The organism is Pseudomonas sp. FP1740 (genome assembly GCF_030687165.1).
GTDB lineage: Bacteria > Pseudomonadota > Gammaproteobacteria > Pseudomonadales > Pseudomonadaceae > Aquipseudomonas.
Genome location: NZ_CP117461.1, coordinates 3064183 through 3084589, shown reverse-complemented (window position 1 = coordinate 3084589; position 20407 = coordinate 3064183). Strand labels below are relative to the sequence as shown.

General features: G+C 60.7%; 15 protein-coding genes. 3 read left to right on the top strand and 12 right to left on the bottom strand.

Going from position 1 to position 20407, the window contains the following annotated elements; translation table 11 throughout:
* Positions 1 to 95: 95 nt before the first annotated feature.
* From PSH69_RS14020 to PSH69_RS13990, 7 genes are all read right to left on the bottom strand, one after another.
* On the bottom strand, positions 96 to 2231 hold the full coding sequence (locus PSH69_RS14020) for a bifunctional diguanylate cyclase/phosphodiesterase (RefSeq protein WP_305412565.1): 2136 nt from the start codon (positions 2229 to 2231) through the stop codon (positions 96 to 98).
* Positions 2232 to 2498: 267 nt separating this feature from the next.
* The gene (locus tag PSH69_RS14015; RefSeq protein ID WP_305412564.1) at positions 2499 to 3980 is read right to left on the bottom strand and encodes an efflux transporter outer membrane subunit; all 1482 of its coding nucleotides are present in this window, start codon (positions 3978 to 3980) and stop codon (positions 2499 to 2501) included.
* A complete protein-coding gene (locus PSH69_RS14010; protein WP_305412563.1) occupies positions 3977 to 7084 on the bottom strand; it encodes an efflux RND transporter permease subunit in 3108 nt (1035 codons plus the stop codon). The genes PSH69_RS14015 and PSH69_RS14010 overlap by 4 nt, the downstream gene beginning before the upstream one ends.
* The gene (locus PSH69_RS14005) at positions 7081 to 10185 is read right to left on the bottom strand and encodes an MdtB/MuxB family multidrug efflux RND transporter permease subunit (protein WP_305412562.1); all 3105 of its coding nucleotides are present in this window, start codon (positions 10183 to 10185) and stop codon (positions 7081 to 7083) included. The genes PSH69_RS14010 and PSH69_RS14005 overlap by 4 nt, the downstream gene beginning before the upstream one ends.
* Positions 10182 to 11498, bottom strand: a complete 1317-nt coding sequence (locus tag PSH69_RS14000; RefSeq protein WP_305412561.1) for an MdtA/MuxA family multidrug efflux RND transporter periplasmic adaptor subunit — start codon at positions 11496 to 11498, stop codon at positions 10182 to 10184. Before PSH69_RS14000 ends, PSH69_RS14005 begins: the two co-directional genes overlap by 4 nt.
* Positions 11499 to 11677: 179 nt before the next feature.
* Positions 11678 to 12178 (bottom strand): thiol peroxidase, encoded by a 501-nt coding sequence (gene tpx / locus PSH69_RS13995; protein ID WP_018926141.1) that lies wholly within the window; start codon positions 12176 to 12178, stop codon positions 11678 to 11680.
* Between the two features lie 149 nt (positions 12179 to 12327).
* Positions 12328 to 12771, bottom strand: coding sequence for a polyketide cyclase (locus PSH69_RS13990; protein WP_305412560.1), 444 nt, complete (start codon positions 12769 to 12771; stop codon positions 12328 to 12330).
* Positions 12772 to 12965: 194 nt separating this feature from the next.
* On the opposite strand from PSH69_RS13990, the gene PSH69_RS13985 reads away from it, so the two are divergent.
* A complete protein-coding gene (locus PSH69_RS13985) occupies positions 12966 to 13391 on the top strand; it encodes a YciI family protein (RefSeq protein WP_019579276.1) in 426 nt (141 codons plus the stop codon).
* A gap of 453 nt (positions 13392 to 13844) precedes the next feature.
* Here PSH69_RS13985 and PSH69_RS13980 read toward each other — a convergent pair whose 3' ends face one another.
* From PSH69_RS13980 to PSH69_RS13965, 4 genes are all read right to left on the bottom strand, one after another.
* Complete coding sequence (locus PSH69_RS13980; protein WP_018926145.1) at positions 13845 to 14516, bottom strand: DUF3313 domain-containing protein; 672 nt, start codon at positions 14514 to 14516, stop codon at positions 13845 to 13847.
* Between the two features lie 120 nt (positions 14517 to 14636).
* Positions 14637 to 15605, bottom strand: coding sequence for a hypothetical protein (locus PSH69_RS13975; protein WP_305412559.1), 969 nt, complete (start codon positions 15603 to 15605; stop codon positions 14637 to 14639).
* Positions 15606 to 15691: 86 nt separating this feature from the next.
* Positions 15692 to 16186 (bottom strand): DUF934 domain-containing protein, encoded by a 495-nt coding sequence (locus PSH69_RS13970; protein ID WP_028940476.1) that lies wholly within the window; start codon positions 16184 to 16186, stop codon positions 15692 to 15694.
* Entirely contained in the window at positions 16183 to 17856 is a 1674-nt protein-coding gene (locus tag PSH69_RS13965; protein WP_305412558.1) for a nitrite/sulfite reductase, read from the bottom strand. Before PSH69_RS13965 ends, PSH69_RS13970 begins: the two co-directional genes overlap by 4 nt.
* Before the next feature lie 264 nt (positions 17857 to 18120).
* Between PSH69_RS13965 and ccoN the strand changes: the two genes are divergently transcribed.
* Together ccoN and PSH69_RS13955 are read left to right on the top strand one after the other, a co-directional pair.
* Complete coding sequence (gene ccoN, locus PSH69_RS13960) at positions 18121 to 19548, top strand: cytochrome-c oxidase, cbb3-type subunit I (RefSeq protein ID WP_026286424.1); 1428 nt, start codon at positions 18121 to 18123, stop codon at positions 19546 to 19548.
* A 15-nt stretch (positions 19549 to 19563) separates the two neighbouring features.
* Complete coding sequence (locus PSH69_RS13955; protein WP_305412557.1) at positions 19564 to 19785, top strand: cbb3-type cytochrome c oxidase subunit 3; 222 nt, start codon at positions 19564 to 19566, stop codon at positions 19783 to 19785.
* 111 nt (positions 19786 to 19896) lie between these two features.
* Here PSH69_RS13955 and PSH69_RS13950 read toward each other — a convergent pair whose 3' ends face one another.
* Positions 19897 to 20391, bottom strand: coding sequence for a hypothetical protein (locus PSH69_RS13950; protein WP_305412556.1), 495 nt, complete (start codon positions 20389 to 20391; stop codon positions 19897 to 19899).
* Between the last annotated feature and the right edge of the window lie 16 nt (positions 20392 to 20407).

The following is a 20407-nucleotide window of genomic DNA, read 5'->3' as shown; positions in this document are numbered from 1 at the left end:
TGTAGCAGCTGCCGAGCCCGCGAGGCTGCGTTCGGCGGCGAAGCCGTCGTGAAATGGGCTATCGCGGTGTGTCGGTACAACCTTGCATGTAGGGTTTACGACGGCTTCGCCGCCGAACGCAGCCTCGCGGGCTCGGCAGCTGCTACAGGTACGACGTCCCCAACCTGTTCCGCTCGGTGTATGTCGACCATGAAGCGATCGGCCGGTAGCGGGTGCCCGAGCAGGTAGCCCTGCAACGAGTCGCAGCCCAGCTGGGTCAGGAAGTCCTGCTGGACGCCAGTTTCCACCCCTTCGGCGACGATCCGCAGGCCCAGTGCCTGGCCGAGGGCGACGATGGCCGAGACGATGGCCGCGTCGTCGCTGTCGTGCTCCAGATCGCGGACGAAACCCCGGTCGATCTTCAGTTCATTGGCCGGCAGGCGCTTGAGGTACATCAAGCTCGAATAGCCGGTACCGAAGTCATCGATGGACAGGTCGACGCCCATTTCCGACAGCTCCTGCAACACCGTCATGCTCGCATCGGCGTCGCTCATGGCGGTGGTTTCGGTGATTTCCAGGGTCAGGCTGTTGGCCGGCAGATGATGGGCGGCCAGGGCCTTGGCAACGCTCTGCACCAGCCCCGTATGGCAGAATTGCAAGGCCGAGAGGTTCACCGCGATACGCCAATCGGTGTAACCGAGCACGTACCACTCGCGCATCTGCCGGCAGGCCTCGTTGAGCACCCACTCGCCAATCGGAATGATCAGCCCGGTCTTCTCCGCGAGATCAATGAACGTGTCCGGCTGCAGCAGGCCCAGGGTCGGATGCTCCCAGCGCAGCAACGCCTCGGCGCCCACCGGTCGGCCATGACCGGCGTCGAATTTGGGCTGGTAATAAAGTTTGAACTGTTGCTGATCGACGGCACTGCGCAAGTCCTGGAGCAATTGCAGCTGTTTGCGCGCGTTGCTGTTCATCGAGGCGTCGAAGAAGCGATGACCGTTTTTCCCGGCGCCTTTGGCGTGGTACATCGCGGCATCGGCGTTCATCAGCAACTCATCGGCCGTATGACCGTTGCCCGGATAGAGCGCGATGCCGACACTGGCGGAAATCTGCAAGTCATGTTCGGCGACCCGGAACGAGCGTGCAATCAACCCGACCTGACGCTCCGCCAGGCTCAGCGCATCGTTCGGCTCGTTCAGGCGCACCAACAACACGAACTCATCGCCGCCGATCCGCGCCAGGGTGTCCTGGCTACGCAGGTCTTCGCGCAGGCGCAGTGCCACTTCACGCAACAGCTGGTCGCCCATGTGATGGCCAAACGCATCGTTGACCGGTTTGAAGCCATCCAGATCAATGAACATCAACGCAAAACAGCCGCCCTGCTCCTGCACTTTCGATATGGCCTGATCGATACGGTCGGCCAGCAACATGCGGTTGGGCAGACCGGTCAGGGTGTCGTGCAAGGCCAGTTGAGTGAGTTCACGGTTGGCCACGGTCAGCGAGTGGGCGAGGTCCGCAGTGCGAGCCTCCAGGCGGGCATCGAGGATCGACGTCAGCAAGGCGATGCTCAATATCGCCAAGGTGGTGATCAGCACCAGGCTGTCCAGCCCCTTGCCGTTCAAGCCACTGACCGCCGCACCACAGAAACTGCCGGCGGCAAAGCGCGCCGCGGCCATGCCGGTGTAGTGCATGCCGACGATGGCAATGCCCATGATGACTGCAGCACCCGCACGGAACAGGCGAACATGCGGAGTGTGCTGGCGCAGGCGGAAAGCGATCCATAACGCCGCGCCCGACGCGCCGACGGCAATCAGCAACGACGCGCCAAACAGAGTCGGGTCGTAATCGATGCCCGGCTGCATGCGCATGGCGGCCATGCCGGTGTAATGCATCGCGCTGATACCAGCGCCCATGACCAGCGCGCCGAACGCCAGTTGCCAGGCCGGCAGCCGTGGCTGACTGACCAGCCATAGGGCAAAGCCGCAAGACAGCACCGCGATCAACAGCGACAGTGCCGTGAGGGTGGTGTCGTAGCCCAGGTCGATCGGCAATGTGAACGCAAGCATGCCGATGAAATGCATCGACCACACGCCGATGCCCATCGCAAAAGCGCCGCCCGCCGTCCATAAATGCACCGCTCGGCCCTTGGCCGTGGCGATGCGTCCGGTGAGGTCAAGCGCGGTATAAGAGGCCAGTATCGCCACGCACAGCGATATGAAAACCAGCGTAAGGGAATAACTACCAATGAGCATGGGATTTCTCGCAACAGCCCCCGCCATACTGTGTTTGTTCTCGGGGGAGCAAAGCCGGCGATTGTACTGATTCCGCGGACGAACGCACTCACAAAGTAATCAAAAAGCCATCAAGATGATTGTGGCGAGGGAGCTTGTCGGATTGATCGTTCCCACGCTCTGCGTGGGAATGCAGCCAGGGACGCTCCGCGTCCCATGCAGAAGCGGACGCGGAGCGTCCGGTGAGGCATTCCCACGCGGAGCGTGGGAACGATCAATCAACTTGTGCTATTGCTTGTCGCTGACCTGAAGCTGCCCGTCCCACCCACCGCCCAGCGCGGCAATCAACTGCACGCTGGCAATCAGCCGGCTCTGCAACAAGCTCAACACGTTGCGCTCGTTACTCAGCGCCGTGGCCTGAACCACCACCACATCCAGATAGGCAATCAACCCGGCCTTGTACTGATTCTGGGTCAAGCGAAGGGATTCGCGCGCCGCATCCAGAGCTTCCTGGCGCACGACCGCTTCGTCTTCCAGCACCTTGAGCTGCACCAGGTAATTTTCTACCTCACGAAAACCATCGAGCACGGTCTGGCGGTATTTGGCGACAGTCTCGTCGTAGGCCGCTTCACTACGGTCGACTTCCGCCGAGCGCTGGCCACCGTCGAACAGGGTCATGGCCAGTTGTGGGCCGACCGACCAGAAGCGGTTCGGCAGGCTGATCCAGTTGGCGTAGGTGCTACTGCTATAACCGCCGTTCATGTTCAGAGTCAGGTCCGGATAGTAGGCAGCTTTGGCCACGCCGATGTTGGCGTTGGCGGCCATCACCGAGCGTTCGGCGGAGGCGATATCCGGACGGCGTTCCAGCAACTGTGAAGGCAAGCTCAGCGGCACTTGAGGCAACGCCGGGATGTCTTTGGTTTCGGCCAGGCTGAATTCGGCCGGTGGCAGGCCGATCAGCACCGCGATGGCGTTCTCGAACTGCGCGCGCTGCCAGATCAGGTCGACCATCTCCGCCTGAGTGGTTTTGAGCTGAGTGGTGGCCTGGGCCACCGCGTCCTTACCGGAAACCCCGGCGCGGTACTGGTTTTCGGTCATGGTCAGCGAGCGCTGATAGGCCTCGACCGTCGCTTCCAGCAGGCGTTTCTGCTCGTCGATCACTCGAAGTTGCAAGTAGTTCTGCACCAGCTCCGATTGCTGGCTCAGGCGCATCGCCGCCAGGTCGGCAAAACTCGCTTGGGCATTGGCCGTGTCGGCTTCCAGGCCTCGACGCAATTTGCCCCAGATGTCGGCTTCCCAACTGACCCCGGCCTGTGCCGAGTAAGTGTCACGGATGCCGCTGGACGAACTGCTCAAGCTCGAACTGCTGCTGCCGGTGCCCTGGCTGGAGCGGTTCTTGCTGACAGTCAGGTCCACCGTCGGGAAAAATGCCCCCCGGGCACTGCGCACCAAGGCCTGGGCCTGACGGTACTGGGCCTCGGACTGGGCAACGGTCTGGTTGGCGCTGTTGAGCTTTTCGATCAGGCCGTTGAGCTGCTGATCGCCGTACAGCTCCCACCAGGCACCGCGCGCCAACGAATCGCTGGGGTTGGCCTGACGCCAGCCGGCCGCCTCTTTGTACTGCGCAGGTGCGGCGGCTTGCGGGCGCTGGTAATCCGGGCCGATGGCGCAGGCGCTGAGCATCGCCACGCACAGCGACAGGCTCAGCAAACGCGAGCCTCGGGCCGTGATCAGCGGTGCAGCCAGGTTGAGAAGCGAACGGTCAGTCATAGCGGAGTTTCCAGAGCAGCATCGGTACGCACCCCACGCCAGTGGTTGAAACGATGGCGCAGTTTGTCGAGATAGAGGTAAACCACCGGGGTGGTGTAAAGGGTCAGCACCTGGCTGAAGACCAGCCCGCCGATGATGGTCAGGCCCAGCGGCTGACGCATTTCCGCGCCCTCAGCGCGGCTCAGCAGCAACGGCAAGGCGCCGAGAATCGCTGCCAGGGTGGTCATCAGAATCGGCCGCAGCCGTTGCAGGCAGGCGCTGCGGATCGATTCCAGCGGCTCCAGGCCTTGGTGCCGTTCCAGTTGCAGCGCCAGGTCGATCATCAGGATGGCGTTTTTCTTCACCACGCCGATCAGCAGAAACAGCCCGAGCAAGGAGATCAGGCTGAACTCGCCGCCCAGCACATAGATTGACAGCAACGCACCGACACCGGCCGACGGCAAGGTCGACAGGATCGTCAGCGGATGAATGTAGCTTTCATACAGCACACCCAGCACCAGATACACCGCGACCAGCGCGCCGAGAATCATCCACGGCTGGCTCTTCTGTGCGGCGGCGAAGGCGTCGGCGGTGCCGGCCATTTTCGCGATCACGTCTTCCGGCAGGCCGACCTTGGCAATCGCCCGTTCGATAGCTGCCGAGCCCTGCTCCACCGTCACCCCTTCGGCCATGTCGAAGGCAATGCTTTCCGAAGCGAACTGGCCTTCGTGGCTGACCCGGTCGTTTTCCAGACTGCTCTCGTAATGGGCAATGGTCGACAACGGAATCCGCGCGCCGTCGGCAGTGATCACTTTGACCTGGTTCAGGGTGACCGGGTCCTGGGCGTATTTCGGATTGACCTCCATCACCACCTGATACTGGTTGAGGCTGTCGTAGATCGTCGAAATCTGCCGCTGGCTGTAGGCATTGTTCAGCACTGCCGTGACCATGTTCATGTCCACGCCCAGCCGCTTGGCCTGATCGCGATCGACAATCAGCGTCACTTGCTGGGCGCCACGGCCTTCGCGGGCGTCAATCGCCGTCAGCTCAGGCAGGGCCTTGAAGGCGGCAACGACTTTCGGATACCACTCGCGTAAAGCGCCGAGATCGCCACTTTGCAGGATGTAGGAATACTGCGAGGTGGTCTGCTCGCGACCGCCGCCGAATTGCAGGTCCTGGTCGGCCATCAGCATCAATTGAGCACCGGGCACTTTGGGCATTTCCTTGCGCAATCGCTCGATGACTTTCTGCGCGGACAGGTTGCGTTCCTTGATCGGCTTGAGCCGCACCAGCATGAACGCGTTATTGGTGCCGTTGTTGCCACCGATGAACCCGGCGACGCTTTGCACCGCTTCGTCCTTCAACACCGCGCGGCGGAAGGTTTCCATCTTCGGCTGCATCACGCTGAACGACAGGCCATTATCGCCGCGCACGAAACCGATCAGCTGGCCGGTGTCTTGCTGAGGAAGAAAGGTTTTAGGAACAACAACATACAGCGCAATGTTTACGCCAACTGTCACGATCAGACTGAGCAAGGTCAGTCGGCGATGACGCAGCACCCAGTCGAGACTGGTGGCGTATTTGCCGACCATCCACTCATTGGCCCGCTGGCTCCAGCGTTGCAGACGGTTTTCCTGCCCCGGCGTATGCGGCTTGAGCCAGCGCGCACAAAGCATTGGCGTCAGCGTCAGCGACACCAGCAGCGACACCACGATGGCCGCCGCCAGGGTGATGGAAAACTCGCGGAACAGGCTTTCGATGATCCCGCCCATGAACAGGATCGACAGGAACACCGCCACCAGCGAGACGTTCATCGATAGCAGCGTGAAGCCGACTTCCTGCGCCCCGAGGTACGCGGCCTTCATCGGCGGCACGCCCTTGTCGATGTGCCGGGAAATGTTCTCCAGCACCACGATGGCATCGTCCACTACCAGCCCGGTGGCCAGAATCAGCGCCATCAGCGACAGGTTGTTCAGGGAGAACCCATAGAGATACATCACCGCAAACGTGCCCACCAGTGACACCGGCACCGCCAGGGTCGGGATTAGCGAGGCGCGAAAGTTACCGAGGAACAGGAACACCACCAGAATCACCAGCGCCACGGCAATTAGCAGGGTCATTTCCGCTTCGTGCAGGGTGGCCTTGATCACCGGCGAACGGTCCATCGCCAGGTTCAGCTTGACGCTGGCCGGCAGCACCGCCTGCAATGCCGGCAATTGCGCCTTGATCTCGTTGACCGTCTCGATGATGTTGGCGCCGGCCTGGCGGTTGATTACCAGCAAGACTGCCGCGTCATCGTTGAAGAATCCGCTGTTGTAGCGGTCCTCGACGCCGTCGCTGACCTTGGCCACATCCTTCAATCGCAGGGCCGCGCCGTCTGCGTAGTGAATGATCAGCGACTCGTAATCCTTGGCCTTTTCCAGCTGATCGTTGGCCTGGACCTGCCACAGCCGCTGACCGTCTTCGACCGAGCCCTTGGGCCGGCGCACGTTGGCGTTGGCGATGGTGGTACGCACATCGTCCAGTGCCACGCCGTACTGGTTGAGCGCCTGGGGCTCGAGCTCAATGCGCACCGCCGGCAACGAACTGCCGCCGATCTGCACTTCACCTACGCCCTGCACCTGGGACAGACTCTGGGACAGAATGGTCGAGGCCAAGTCGTAGAGCTGGCCTTTTTCCAGCACATCCGAGGTCAGCGACAGCACCATGATCGGCGCTTGCGATGGGTTGACCTTCTTGTAGGTCGGCATGCTGCGCATCCCGCTGGGCAGCAGGTTGCGCGAGGCGTTGATCGCCGCCTGCACTTCCCGCGCCGCGCCGTTGATGTCGCGGTCCAGGTCGAACTGCAGAATCACCCGGGTCGAGCCTTGGCTGGAACGGCTGCTCATGGTGTTGACCCCGGCGATGGTACCGAAGGAACGCTCCAGCGGTGTGGCCACGGTTGAGGCCATGACCTCCGGGCTCGCGCCAGGCAGACTGGCCTGAACCACGATCACCGGAAAATCCATCTGCGGCAGCGGCGATACCGGCAACAGGCCGAAGCTCACGCCGCCCAGCAGCATGATCGCCAGGCTCAGCAACATCGTCGCGACCGGGCGTTTGATGAAAGGTCCAGACAGGTTCATGGCTGTTCTACCGGGTCCACAGACTGGGCCTTACGGCCCCAGCGCCGTCCGAGGCGGTCGAAGTACAAGTAGATGACAGGCGTGGTGAACAGCGTCAGCACCTGACTCACCAGCAAGCCACCGACCATCACCAGACCCAAAGGCTGGCGCAACTCCGCGCCGGAACCGGTGGCGAGCATCAGCGGCACCGCGCCGAACAATGCCGCCAGGGTGGTCATCAGAATCGGCCGGAAACGCAGCAGCGCCGCCTGATAGATCGCGGCTTGCGGGTCCATGCCCTGATTACGTTCAGCTTCAAGGGCGAAGTCGATCATCATGATCGCGTTCTTTTTCACGATACCAATCAGCAGGATGATGCCGATGATCGCGATCATCCCCAGGTCATTACCGCTCAACAGCAGCGCCAGCAAGGCGCCGACCGCCGCCGAGGGCAAGGTCGAGAGGATGGTGATCGGATGAATGTAGCTCTCGTAGAGCACGCCGAGCACGATGTACATGGTCACCACCGCCGCCAGAATCAGCAGCAAAGTGCTCGACAGCGACGCCTGGAACGCTTCGGCCGCGCCCTGGAACTGGGTCTGCACGCCAATCGGCATGCCGATGTCTTTCTGCACCTGATCGATGACCTGCACCGCATGCCCTAACGCCACGCCGGGCGCCAGGTTGAACGACATCATCACCGCCGGGAACTGGCCGATGTGGGTGATCGCCAGTTGTGCCTGACGTTCCTCGACATGCGCCAGGCTGGACAGGCGCACTTGCCCGCCATCGGTGGTCTTGACGTGAATCTGGTTCAGCGCATCGGGGCCGATCTTCTCGCCGGACTGCGATTGCAGCACCACGCGGTACTGGCTGGCCTGGGTGTAAATGGTGGAAATCTGCCGCTGGCCGAAGGCGTCGTAGAGCGCGTCGGTGATGTTCGACACCGATACGCCAACCCGCGACGCCGCATCGCGGTCGATCACCAGATAAACCTGCAAACCCTTGTCCTGCAAATCGCTGGCGACATCGGTCAGTTCCGGCCGTTGCGCCAGGGCTTCGACCAGACGCCCGCTCCACAAGCTAAGCAACTCGGCATCCGGCGACGACATGCTGAACTGGTACTGCGTACGGCTGACCCGATCTTCGATGGTCAGGTCCTGCACCGGCTGCATGAACAGGCGAATGCCGACCAGCTTGTCCAGCTCCGGTTGCAAGCGGGCAATGACTTGGGTGGCGCTCAGGTTGCGGTGGCTGTGGGACTTGAGGTTGATCAGTAACCGGCCGCTGTTGAGCGTCGAGTTATCACCGTCGACGCCAATATAGGACGACAGGCTTTCGACCGCAGGGTCAGCCAGGATCACCTTGGCCAGTTCCTGCTGGCGCGCGCTCATCGCCGCGAAGGAAATTGACTGCGGCGCCTCGGAAATCCCCTGGATCACCCCGGTGTCCTGCACCGGGAAGAACCCCTTGGGCACCACCATGTACAGGAACACGGTCAATGCCAGCGTGCCGATGGCCACCAGCAAGGTCAGCGGCTGATGCTTGAGCACCCACTGCAACTTGCGCCCGTAGGCGGCGATCATCCAGTCGATGGTCGCGCCACTGGAGCGGTAGAACCAGCCCTGATCTTTTTCCTTGGGCTCACGCTTGAGCAACCGCGCGCACATCATCGGCGTCAGGGTCAGGGACACCACCAGCGAAATCAGGATCGCCACCGCCAACGTGATCGCGAACTCGCGGAACAAGCGCCCCACCACGTCGGCCATGAACAGCAGCGGAATCAGCACCGCGATCAACGACAGCGTCAGGGAAATCAGGGTGAAGCCGATCTGCTTGGCGCCCTTGAGCGCCGCTTGCAGCGGGCTGTCGCCCTCTTCGATGAAGCGGGAAATGTTCTCCAGCATGACGATCGCATCATCCACCACGAAACCGGTGGCGATGGTCAGCGCCATCAGCGTCAGGTTGTTGACCGAAAACCCGGCGAGGTACATCACGCCGAAGGTGCCGATCAACGACAGCGGCACCGCCACCGACGGAATGATCGTGGCACTGGCCCGCCGCAGGAACAGGAACGTGACCATCACCACCAGGGCGATGGCGATCAGCAGTTCGTGTTGCACGTCGGTGACCGAAGCGCGGATGGTCTGGGTGCGATCGGTGAGCACCGTGACGTCGAGGCCGGCCGGCAGGTTGTCGGTGATGCTCGGCAGCAAGGCCTTGATCCGGTCGACCACCTCGATGACGTTGGCGCCGGGCTGACGCTGGATGTTCAGCAGCACGGCCTGGTTTTCATTGGCCCATGCGGCGAGGCGTTCGTTCTCGGCGCCGTCGACGATCTCTGCCACGTCCTTGAGCCGCAACGGCGCGCCGTTTTTATAGGCCAGAATCAGGTTGGCGTAGTCCTTGGGTGACGTCAGCTGGTCGTTGGCGTCGAGCATCGACACGCGGGTCGGGCCGTCGAAGTTGCCCTTGGGCTGGTTGACGTTGGAGGCACCGATCAAGGTGCGCACGTCCGACAGGTTCAGGCCGTTGGCCGCCAGGGCCTCGGGGTTGACCTTGATCCGCACCGCCTGACGCTGACCACCGGCAATGCTGACCATGCCGACGCCGCTGATCTGGGCGATTTTCTGCGCCATACGGGTATCGACCAAGTCATTGAGCTTGGGCAGCAGCATGGTTTTGGAGGTGATGGCCAGGGTCAGCACCGGGGTATCCGCCGGGTTGACTTTGTTGTACACCGGCGGTGCCGGCAAATCCTTGGGCAGCAAATTGGTCGCGGCGTTGATCGCGGCCTGCACTTGCTGCTCGGCGACGTCCATGTTGATGTCGAGGCTGAACCGCAGGGTCAGCACCGAGGCACCTCCGGAACTGGTCGAAGCCATCTGGGTCAGGCCGGGCATCTGGCCGAATTGACGCTCCAGCGGCGCGGTCACGGCGCTGGTCATGACATCCGGGCTGGCGCCGGGATAGAGCGTCATGACGCGGATGGTCGGGTAATCGACTTGGGGCAATGCCGACACCGGCAGCAGCCGATAAGCGATCACACCAGCCAGAATAATGGCCAGCATGCTCAGGGTCGTGGCGACCGGGCGAAGGATGAACAGCCGCGAGATGTTCATGCGCCGCCCTTTTTCGCCTTGTCGGTGGCCGCCGGCTCGCCTGGGGTCGCCGCCGATTTGCCTTGCAGATGTTCGGTCGGAGTGGTCGGTACATCCTTGCTGTCGTTGACCACTTCCACTTCACTGCCGTCCTTCAGGCGGTCGGTGCCTTCCAGCACCACCCGATCACCGATGGCCAGGCCTTCGGTGATCACGGTGTTTTCCCCGTCACTGGCGCCGACTTTCAACTGGCGGATGGTGACCTTCTTGTCGCCGTCCAGCGCATAGACGAATGTGCCGTTGGTGCCGAACTGGATCGCCGCCGAGGGTGCAAGCACCACATCTTTAAGGGTATCGGCCAGCAGGTGCACGTTGACGAACTGATTCGGGAACAGCGCTTGATCGCGGTTCTCGTAGCGGGCCTTGAATTTCAGGGTGCCGGTGGTGACGTCGATCTGGTTATCGAGGCTCTGCAACACGCCGGTGGCCTGCAATTGGGTGTCGCCGCGGTCCCAGGCTTCGGCGGGCAGCTTGGCGCCGGTGCGATAGCGGGTCAGCACGGTGTCCAGGCTGTTTTCCGGCAAGGTAAACGCCACGCTGATCGGTTGGGTCTGGGTGATGATCACCAGCGCCGTGGTGTCGTTGGCCGCCACAAGGTTGCCGACGTCCAGCTGCCGCAGGCCCACACGCCCGGTGATCGGCGCGCGGATCTTGGTGAATTCGAGATTGAGCTTGGCGTCGTTGACCGCCGCCTGATTGGTCTTGACCGTGCCCTGGTACTGGGCGACCAGCGCTTCGGCGGTGTCCAGGGTTTGCTTGGCGATACTGTCTTCGCGGTACAGGCCACGATAGCGCTCGACGTCGACCTGGGCGTTTTTCAATTGCGCCTGATTCTGCAGCAAGGTGCCTTCGGCCTGGAGCAAGGCATTCTGATAGGGACGTGGATCGATCTCGGCCAGCAGGTCACCCGCCTTGACCATCTGCCCTTCATCGAAATAGACCTTGACCAGTTCGCCACCGACGCGGCTACGCACATTGATGGTGTTCAGCGCCGTGACCGTGCCCAGCGCCTTGTAATACAGCGGAAAATCGCCTTTGACCACCGGCGCCACGCGCACCGGAACCGGTCCCGTCGCCCCGCCGAATCCCGGGCGCATCCCCCCCGACCGACCGGTATGCCCGGCAACGGCTTTCTGCCCCACGCCCTCCTTCGGGCTGCTGCCAGCGGGCCAGAACTTCCAGCACAGGCCGGCAATGACCAACAGGACAAGCAGGCCGAACAGCCAGCGACGAGGATTGCGGGAAGCGGAGGATTGCATGGAATGATCAACCATTGGGCGCGTGCGCTTTTTTCTACGGGAGGCTGAACGATAAGCACTGGCGGGTATTAAGCAAAGCGCCTTTACCGGCAATTTACTTTCGGCTTACAGAACAGGAGGTTTAGCTAAGACACTGAAGCACAAATGAAAACGGCCTGGACAGAGCCAGGCCGTTAACAATTGTAATAGTTTGCTTATTTCAGAACGGCGAGCGCTGCGTCGTAGTTCGGTTCTTCAGCGATTTCCTTGACCAGTTCGCTGTGCAGGACCTTGTCGTTTTCGTCCAGAACCACGACGGCACGGGCGGTCAGGCCTTTGAGTGGACCATCGGCAATGGCTACGCCGTAGTTTTCCTTAAACTCGGCACCGCGCAGGGTCGACAGGTTCTGTACGTTTTCCAGGCCTTCGGCGCCGCAGAAGCGGGCTTGGGCGAACGGCAGGTCAGCGGAGATGCACAGCACGACGGTGTTGGCCACGTCATTGGCCTGGGCGTTGAACTTACGCACCGAGGTGGCGCAGGTCGGGGTGTCGACGCTTGGGAAGATGTTCAACACTTTGCGCTTGCCGGCGAAGCTCGCCAGGGTCACGTCGGACAGATTGCCGGCAACCAGGGAAAAGGCTGGCGCCTGGGAACCGGCTTGTGGCAGTTGGCCGTTGACTTGAACCGGGTTGCCTTTGAGAGTGACTTGAGCCATGAACGGAGTCCTTCTGAACGTTGATGTAGAGAATTTTGACGAGGCCGAAGTTAACCACGAAATGGGCCGGGGACCTATGCAAAAACACAAATTGTCATGAGTGGCGGGAGAGGCAAACCTGCAATTCCACAGGGCTGGATGCACGTGCACTACCCAAGCAACCGCAGCATATTGCGGTGCCGCGCCGCGAAAATCCGCCGCATGTAGGCATTCACCAGCAGCCCTTCAGTCAAGGCACCGCCAATCGCCGCATAGGTCACGCGGTCGGTGTACAGCGTACCGCCCTCACCCGCCGCCACCCGATGTTCATGACGAAAGGCACGCAGCGGCCCCTTGAGCATTTCATCGATGAAATGCATGTCGCCAACCTCCCGGATCACCACCGTCCAGTTCGACGGGATCAGGTTGAACATCCAGTGCCTGAAGCGAAACTCGCGCCCGGCTTCGATGCGCAGGTTATCCAGGTCGATATCACCCCGCGACGTGACCCGTTCCGGAAAGATCTTCGGGAAATTGGCGCCTTCCAGGCAGAAGTCGAGAACTTGCCTGGGAGTTCGGTCGGGGATCAGTGTGGTGAGTTCCAGTACGGGCATGAAGGGCACCTTCCGTTGGTCGTTGGATGGGTCTCACAGGAATATTTGATCGCGAGGAGGATGTCGAAAATACATCTGTTCTCTACAACATCGACTAAAACGAAAAGGACATTTTTTGTTTAGGCGCATTGTCGATTCAAGTCACGCCCATTCGACTATGCAATGAATCACTCAACTTCAACGGAGACAAGACCATGCGATTCATGATCATTGTAAAAGCCAGCCCCGACTCCGAGGCCGGCGTGATGCCCAGCGAAGAACTGATGACCGCAATGGGCAATTACAACGAGGAACTGGCCAAGGCCGGCATCCTCATCGATTGCGATGGCCTGCAGCCCAGCAGTAAAGGTGCCCGTGTGCGCTTCTCGGGAGATAAACGCACAGTGATCGACGGCCCGTTCGCCGAAACCAAAGAGCTGATCGCCGGCTACTGGCTGTGGCAGGTGAAGTCGAAAGAGGAAGCGATCGAGTGGGTCAAGCGCTGCCCCAATCCGATGCCGGGTACAGAGGCCGAGATCGAGATTCGCCAGGTGTTCGAGGCCGAAGATTTCGGTGCAGAGTTCACCCCGGAACTGCGTGAACAGGAAGAGCGCGTGCGGGCGCAGGCGAAGAAGCACTGAAGCACACCTACACACGACTCAGCATTCAACAACGATGTTGACTGACAATCCTTCTTCGCGAGCAACCATGCCCACAGGAGATTGTAGTTGGCAAATTAGCCAAGGCTCACTCAATACCTGTGGGAGTGTGGCTTGCCCGCGAATGGACCTTCAATTCAACAAGCAAACCCGTTGACGCGACAACCACCTGCTAGAGTAAAAAAAGCCTTCATGCAGGCCAGACTGAATGTCATCTTCGGAAAATGAGGAAACGTCTATGAAAGGTTTGCTTCGCGTTGCGGGATTCAGCCTGATGGCGCTTTTCGCAAGTTGTGGTGTCGGTGCCCAGGCAATGCAAAGTCATGCGGCGCCGGCTGCGCTCACTGTCATACCGGCCGACATCCCGGGGGAATAGCCAAGGGGATTGATCGTTCCCATGCCTGGGAACGATCTTGCGCGAACAATAAACCCGCGTTACTTGGACTTGAATTTTACAAACGACTGATTCATGTCCGAAGCCCAGCCATCGATCACGTTTTTCACGTCATCGGCTTTCATCACCTGAGCTTCGTTTTCCAGCGGTTTGCCGGTGCCCTTGCGCACCACCTGGGCGATGACCTTGTTGGTACCGCCATCGAGAAACACCGCTTCGGTAGCCAGATCGGTTTGCTGATCGCGAGCACCGCTGGCGGTGGTGACGGCCGCTGCCACCAGGGCGATCGGGATCACTTCATACGGCTTGAGGCTTTCGGTCTTGCTGCTGACGGCGGTGATCGCCGCACGCACCACGATAACGCCTGGGCCGGGGCCGCTGGCCAGTGGCAGGGATTTACCCAGTTCGCGCTTGAGCGCCTGATCGTAGTAGCTGGTGATGCCGTTCAACGTGGTCTGAGGGATTTTCGCTGTCGGTTGCGGTTTGGGATAGAGCTGAGTCGGCTCGATGTAGGCACTGGTGTATTTGTTGACGTCGAGCTTGGGATCGACCCAGCGCATCACCACGGCGCCCGATGGCGACTTGGCTTCCTTGAGCTGGCTGTAGTCCTTGAGAAAGCCGGAGTACTGGTCTGGCTCGACGACTTTGCTGGCGCAACCCGCCACCCCGAGAGAGGCGATGCACAGTGTGCTCATCATTAACGCAAGCTTCATGCTTTAACTCCTGTCAGAAGGACGGCAACGGTATTGCCTACGAGAGTTACAGGTATAGCTAATGCCCGGCGTTTTTGTATCGAAAATCACAATTTTCAGCTCTCGCCACGGTCGCGATAATCACCACGAAGACCCGCTTTTCGCTGCCAACTCCCGCCGACTATTGGCCCGCATCGCCTTGATCAACGACACCGTGCCCACCAGGATGATCACCGCGCCGAACAGGAAGTCGATGGTGTACAACTGGAAATCGTTCAACGGCCCCACCAGGAACACCCGGATCGCGCCAATACTCACCAGCGTCGCGAGAAAGTCGATGCCCGGCTCGTCGCGATAGAACACGTGCAGCAGCGGCAGGCACATCACCAGCAACAACAGCAACACAATCACCTTGAACGAGCCCTTGCGCTCGACGCTGAACGCGCATTCGTTGGCGCCGTAGGGCTTGTAGTCCTGCTCACTGATCAGCGAATTTTTCTCGTTGATGTACTCGACACGGTTGTACTTCTGGATCGGCGTAAAGGTGTTGGACATCTGCATGCTGGTGGTGACGTTTTTGAGGCGCAGGTCGATGCGCTCGTTACCCTTGAGGTAGTACAACACCGGTTTGTAACCGTAGCGGTAGGTGTCGAACGGAAAGTCGGTCGCACGCCCCTGGACGTCGATGGGCTGGGGCTCAAGTTCGGCGTAGGCACTTTTGTTGACTGAAGACAGGTTACGGCTCAGGGGTTTGATCTTGACCTGCTCCATGAAAATCGGCGCAACGCCGTAGGACCACTGTAGCGGCTCCATGCGCAGCCGCAGTTCGTTGCGGCCCAGATCGTAGCGATCAAAGGTTCGCTCGGAAACGACAACCGCCCCCGAGAGCATGAAATCGCCGCGAACGTTGTTGGTGATGCGCAGCGACAGTTGATCCTTGCCCTGCCCGCCGCTATCGCTGGCGGGTGGCGTGCCGCACCAGGCGTAGCTGTCGAACGCATCCCCGAGCTGGCCGTTACGGTTCTCTTTGAACACATAGAAATAACTGCCCCACAGGGCCGCCATCAGCGATAGCGCTATCAACCCCAAAATCTTCTTGCCCGCGCCCAAACCAGACTCCTTTCCTCACCAACTCCTTATGAGGCGCGGACCCTATCAAAATGCCATCAGTGGCCCAAGCAAAAGATCTCGATACCCTACCGCCGTCGAAACAACGGCCGCGGCTCGATTACCGAACGCCCATACAACACGCTCATCCCCGCCAGTCCCTTGAGCGCATCTTCGGCAGACTTGTCTTCACGCACGGCAAAGCTGTCGAAACCGCATTGGCGCATGTGGCTGAGTTGATCGCGCAGCACATCGCCAATCGCGCGCAATTCGCCTTGCCATCCGAATCGCGTGCGCAACAGATAGGCCTGGCTGTAAGCGCGTCCGTCGCGAAAACTCGGGAAGTCCAGGGCAATCAGCGGCAGGTCGGGGAACCACGGAATCAGATTTGCCACTTCGTCGTCAGGGCCGAGCCAGACACCTTCGAGCGCGGTTGTGGTGTCGGCATTAAGGGCCAGCCACTGGGGTAACGGCAGGATCAGCGGCCCGGCCGGGAGTTCACCGGTCGTTTCACGAATCAACTGCCATGGGTCGTCGCGCACCCACTCGGCGCCGCCCTCTCGCAAACGCAGCAGATTGTTCATACCGACACCTCCAGCACTTTCGGGTAGACACGTTCCTTGAACGGCTCCAGACCGATGCGCGCCAGGGTATCGACGAACAGTTCTTCGGTCTCGCGGTAGCGCACGAACGTGCCGATGATCCGTTCAATCACATCGGGCACTTCGGCGGCACTGAAGGACGGGCCGATGACCTTGCCCAACGCGCTGTCCTTGCCTTGGGCGCCGCCGAGGGTGATCTGGTACCACTCACTGCCGTTCTTGTCGACGCCAAGGATGCCGATATTGCCGATGTGGTGGTGGCCGCAGGCGTTCATGCAGCCTGAGATGTTCAGGCTGATGTCGCCCAGGTCATGCAGGTAATCCAGATCCTCGAAACGCGCCTGAATCGCTTGCGCGATGGGGATCGACTTGGCGTTGGCCAGGGCGCAGAAGTCGCCGCCGGGGCAAGCGATGATGTCAGTCAGCAAACCGATATTGGCACTCCCCAGGCCTTGCTCGCAGGCCAGGCACCATAGCGCGTAAAGGTCGGCCGTGGGCACGTCGGGCAGGACGATGTTCTGTTCATGGGCGATGCGGATTTCGCCGAAACCGAACTGCTCGGACCATAGCGCCACCGCTTCCATTTGTTCGGCCGTGACATCCCCCGGCGGCGCGGCGATACCCGGCTTGGTCGACAGCACCACGCTGGCGTAACCCGGCACCTTGTGCGGCTGAACGTTGCGCGCCACCCAACGGGCGAACGCCGGGTGCTCGGCCAGGCGCGTGCCGAAGTCCAGGTCGGTGCCGGCCAGTGAACGGTAATCGGGTGGCACAAAGGCGCTGGCGACACGCTCATACTCGACGTCGGTCAACTGCGCCGGGCCGTCCTTGAGGTGTTGCCACTCCTCCTCCACTTCCTTGGCGAACGCTTCGATCCCCAGGGCCTTGACCAGAATCTTGATCCGCGCCTTGTACTTGTTATCGCGCCGCCCGTGGCGGTTGTAGACCCGCAGCACCGCCTCGACATAAGACAGCAAATGCTGCCACGGCAAGCCTTCGCGAATCTGCAGACCGAGAATCGGCGTACGCCCCAACCCGCCGCCAACGATCACCCGCAAGAGCATTTGCCCGCTGTCGTCGCGATAAAGATAAAGGCCGATGTCATGCATCATGATCGCCGCGCGGTCCTGTTTCGCCGAGCAGATGGCGATCTTGAACTTGCGTGGCAGGAACAGGAATTCCGGGTTGATGGTCGACCATTGCCGCAGGATCTCCGCCAGCGGGCGCGGGTCCATCAGCTCGTCCGCCGCAACGCCGGCGAAGGCTTCGGTGGTGATGTTGCGCACGCAGTTGCCGGAGGTCTGGATCGCGTGCATTTCCACCTGGGCAAGGCGTTCGAGGATGTCCGGGACCTGGGCCAGTTCGATCCAGTTGAACTGCATGTTTTGCCGGGTGGTGAAGTGGCCGTAACCACGATCGTAGTCCCGGGCAATGCTCGCCAGAGTGCGCATTTGCCTGGCGCTCAGGGTGCCGTAAGGAATCGCCACGCGCAGCATGTAGGCGTGTTTCTGCATATACAGGCCATTCTGCAAACGCAGGGGCAGGAACTCTTCTTCGCTCAATTCGCCGGCCATGAAACGTTCGACCTGATCGCGAAACTGCGCAACACGCTCGAACACCAGGGCCCGGTCATAGTCATCGTATTGATACATGTGGCTACCTCATCAGGATTGATCGGGCTCTGCGGCTCGCTCTCGAGGTAGCGACTATGAACCTGCGGCACAGCACGTTACAGATTCAGCTAAACACTAAAAAACCGTATCAGGACGCGACTGATGGCCGCAGGCGTGCCCCGCATCTGATCCGTACAAATGAAAGTTTCCTGAGACTGTTTTGTTTCCGGCAGGGTTTCTACAGTTCATCGCATGCCAGACCGGGTGGCCTGGCAAGACTTTGCAACCGTGGAAGAACTGACCATGAGCACAGCAACAATCGGACTGGCCTATAACTACAAGGTCGTCCGCCAATTCGTCGTGGCAACCGTGGTATGGGGCGTCGTCGGGATGGCGATGGGGGTATGGATCGCCTCGCAACTGGTATGGCCCGAGATGAACCTCGACCTGCCGTGGACCACCTTCGGCCGCTTGCGTCCGCTGCACACCAGCCTGGTGATTTTCGGCTTTGCCGGCAGCGCGCAATTCGCCGCCAGTTACTACGCCGTGCAGCGCACCTGTCAGGTGCGGCTGTTCTCGGACAAACTCGCTGCATTCACCTTCTGGGGCTGGCAATCGGTGATCGTGGTGATGCTGATCAGCCTGCCGCTCGGCTACACGACAACCAAGGAATACGCCGAGATCGAGTTCTCCGGCGCGGTGTGGATGACGGTGGTCTGGCTCGCCTATGCCATCGTGTTCTTCACCACCGTGGTGCGCCGCAAGACCAAGCATATCTATGTCGGCAACTGGTTCTTCGGCGCGTTCATCGTGGTGATCGCCATGCTGCACGTGGTCAATCACCTGTCGATTCCGGTGGACTGGTTCAAGTCGTATCCGGTGTACTCCGGGGCCACCGACGCCATGGTGCAGTGGTGGTACGGGCACAACGCGGTGGGCTTTTTCCTCACCACCGGGTTCCTCGGCATGATGTATTACTTCGTGCCGAAACAGGTGGGTCGGCCGGTGTATTCCTATCGCTTGTCGATCGTGCACTTCTGGGCGCTGATCACCCTGTATATCTGGGCGGGCCCGCACCATTTGCACTACACCGCGCTGCCGGACTGGGCTCAGTCGCTGGGCATGGCGATGTCACTGATTCTGCTGGCGCCGAGCTGGGGCGGGATGATCAACGGTATGATGACGCTGTCGGGGGCCTGGCATAAGTTGCGCACCGACCCGATCCTGCGGTTTCTGGTGCTGTCCCTGGCCTTCTATGGCATGTCGACCTTCGAAGGGCCGATGATGGCGATCAAGACGGTCAATGCCCTCTCCCACTACACCGACTGGACCATCGGCCACGTGCACGCCGGCGCCCTAGGCTGGGTGGCGATGATCACCTTCGGCGCCATCTATCACATGGTCCCGAAAGTCTTTGGCCGCACGCAAATGCACAGCGTGCCGCTGATCAACCTGCACTTCTGGCTGGCGACCATCGGCACCGTGCTGTACATCGCCTCGATGTGGGTCAACGGCATCACCCAGGGATTGATGTGGCGTGCAATCAACGACGACGGCACGCTGACTTACTCGTTCGTCGAGGCGCTGCAGGCCAGCCATCCGGGCTTCATCGTGCGGTTTGTCGGCGGGGTGTTCTTCCTCAGCGGCATGCTGCTGATGGCTTATAACGTGTGGCGTACGGTGCGGGTTGCGGATGTGAAGATGGCCGAACTTGAAGCGCAGTATGCCTGAGGCAAGGAGCCTGACATGATCGAAATGGCGTTGAATCTATTGGGCGTGCTGGGTCTTTGGCTGGCGATCGAATACTGCTTGAAACAGCAGACGCCCGAGAGCCTGGACGATGCCAGCCTGATTCCGTTTGCCGATGACCCCGAGGTGGCGCGGCGGGTGGAATTGGCTACCGGCAAGACAGTGAAAGCGGTAGCGCCGCAAGAGTTGAAACCTGGCTGGGGCAACCTCGAAGTTTGATGATCGTTCCCACGCTCTGCGTGGGAATGCCTCAAGGGACGCTCCGCGTTCCAATGGGACGCAGAGCGTCCCGGCTGCATTCCCACGCGGAGCATGGGAACGATCATCGCGTCAGTTGCGCTCGCGGGGAATCAGGCTCTGCAGTTGCTGCGCCAAAAAGTTTGCATCGAAGGCAAACGTGTCCGGGTCTTTCAGGCCGTTGGTCTTGCGCCATTGCCAGGCGCTGGACGGTGGCAGGCACACCAGCGAAATACTGCCATAGCGCGCCGCGGTCAACCCCATCACGGCCAGGGAAATCTGCCCACCCGCACCCATCACATCCGGTACAAACTCCACCGGTTTGCCGGCGATGACGATGCTCAGTTTCTCGGTCTTGAACGTCGACGTCTCCACCGGCACGCTCGGCCCGGATGCGACATACGCCTCGCGGTTCACTTCCAGCAGGTTCGGCGCCAGGACCGGTGCCAGCCACTGCTGGATCTGATCGAACAACTCCCCGATGCGCGTCGCCCACACGGCCGATTGCGCCTCAAACAGTTGCTTCTTGTGCGCTTCGCTTTCTGCGTAGTGGCGAAGCATCTCGCCCAGTTGCTGTACGTCGTCCATTGCGGTGTTCCTTTGG

Bases quoted from the DNA above. Each gene is read 5' to 3' on its own strand.
- PSH69_RS13990 (WP_305412560.1), bottom strand. From the start codon at position 12,771: ATGCCCGTACTGGAACTCACCACACTGATCCCCGACCGAACTCCCAGG.
- PSH69_RS13955 (WP_305412557.1), top strand. From the start codon at position 19,564: ATGATCGAAATGGCGTTGAATCTATTGGGCGTGCTGGGTCTTTGGCTG.
- PSH69_RS13970 (WP_028940476.1), bottom strand. From the start codon at position 16,186: ATGAACAATCTGCTGCGTTTGCGAGAGGGCGGCGCCGAGTGGGTGCGC.
- PSH69_RS14010 (WP_305412563.1), bottom strand. From the start codon at position 7,084: ATGAACCTGTCTGGACCTTTCATCAAACGCCCGGTCGCGACGATGTTG.
- PSH69_RS14005 (WP_305412562.1), bottom strand. From the start codon at position 10,185: ATGAACATCTCGCGGCTGTTCATCCTTCGCCCGGTCGCCACGACCCTG.
- PSH69_RS13950 (WP_305412556.1), bottom strand. From the start codon at position 20,391: ATGGACGACGTACAGCAACTGGGCGAGATGCTTCGCCACTACGCAGAA.
- PSH69_RS13985 (WP_019579276.1), top strand. From the start codon at position 12,966: ATGCGATTCATGATCATTGTAAAAGCCAGCCCCGACTCCGAGGCCGGC.
- PSH69_RS13980 (WP_018926145.1), bottom strand. From the start codon at position 14,516: ATGAAGCTTGCGTTAATGATGAGCACACTGTGCATCGCCTCTCTCGGG.
- ccoN (WP_026286424.1), top strand. From the start codon at position 18,121: ATGAGCACAGCAACAATCGGACTGGCCTATAACTACAAGGTCGTCCGC.
- PSH69_RS14020 (WP_305412565.1), bottom strand. From the start codon at position 2,231: ATGCTCATTGGTAGTTATTCCCTTACGCTGGTTTTCATATCGCTGTGC.
- PSH69_RS13965 (WP_305412558.1), bottom strand. From the start codon at position 17,856: ATGTATCAATACGATGACTATGACCGGGCCCTGGTGTTCGAGCGTGTT.
- PSH69_RS14015 (WP_305412564.1), bottom strand. From the start codon at position 3,980: ATGACTGACCGTTCGCTTCTCAACCTGGCTGCACCGCTGATCACGGCC.
- tpx (WP_018926141.1), bottom strand. From the start codon at position 12,178: ATGGCTCAAGTCACTCTCAAAGGCAACCCGGTTCAAGTCAACGGCCAA.
- PSH69_RS14000 (WP_305412561.1), bottom strand. From the start codon at position 11,498: ATGGTTGATCATTCCATGCAATCCTCCGCTTCCCGCAATCCTCGTCGC.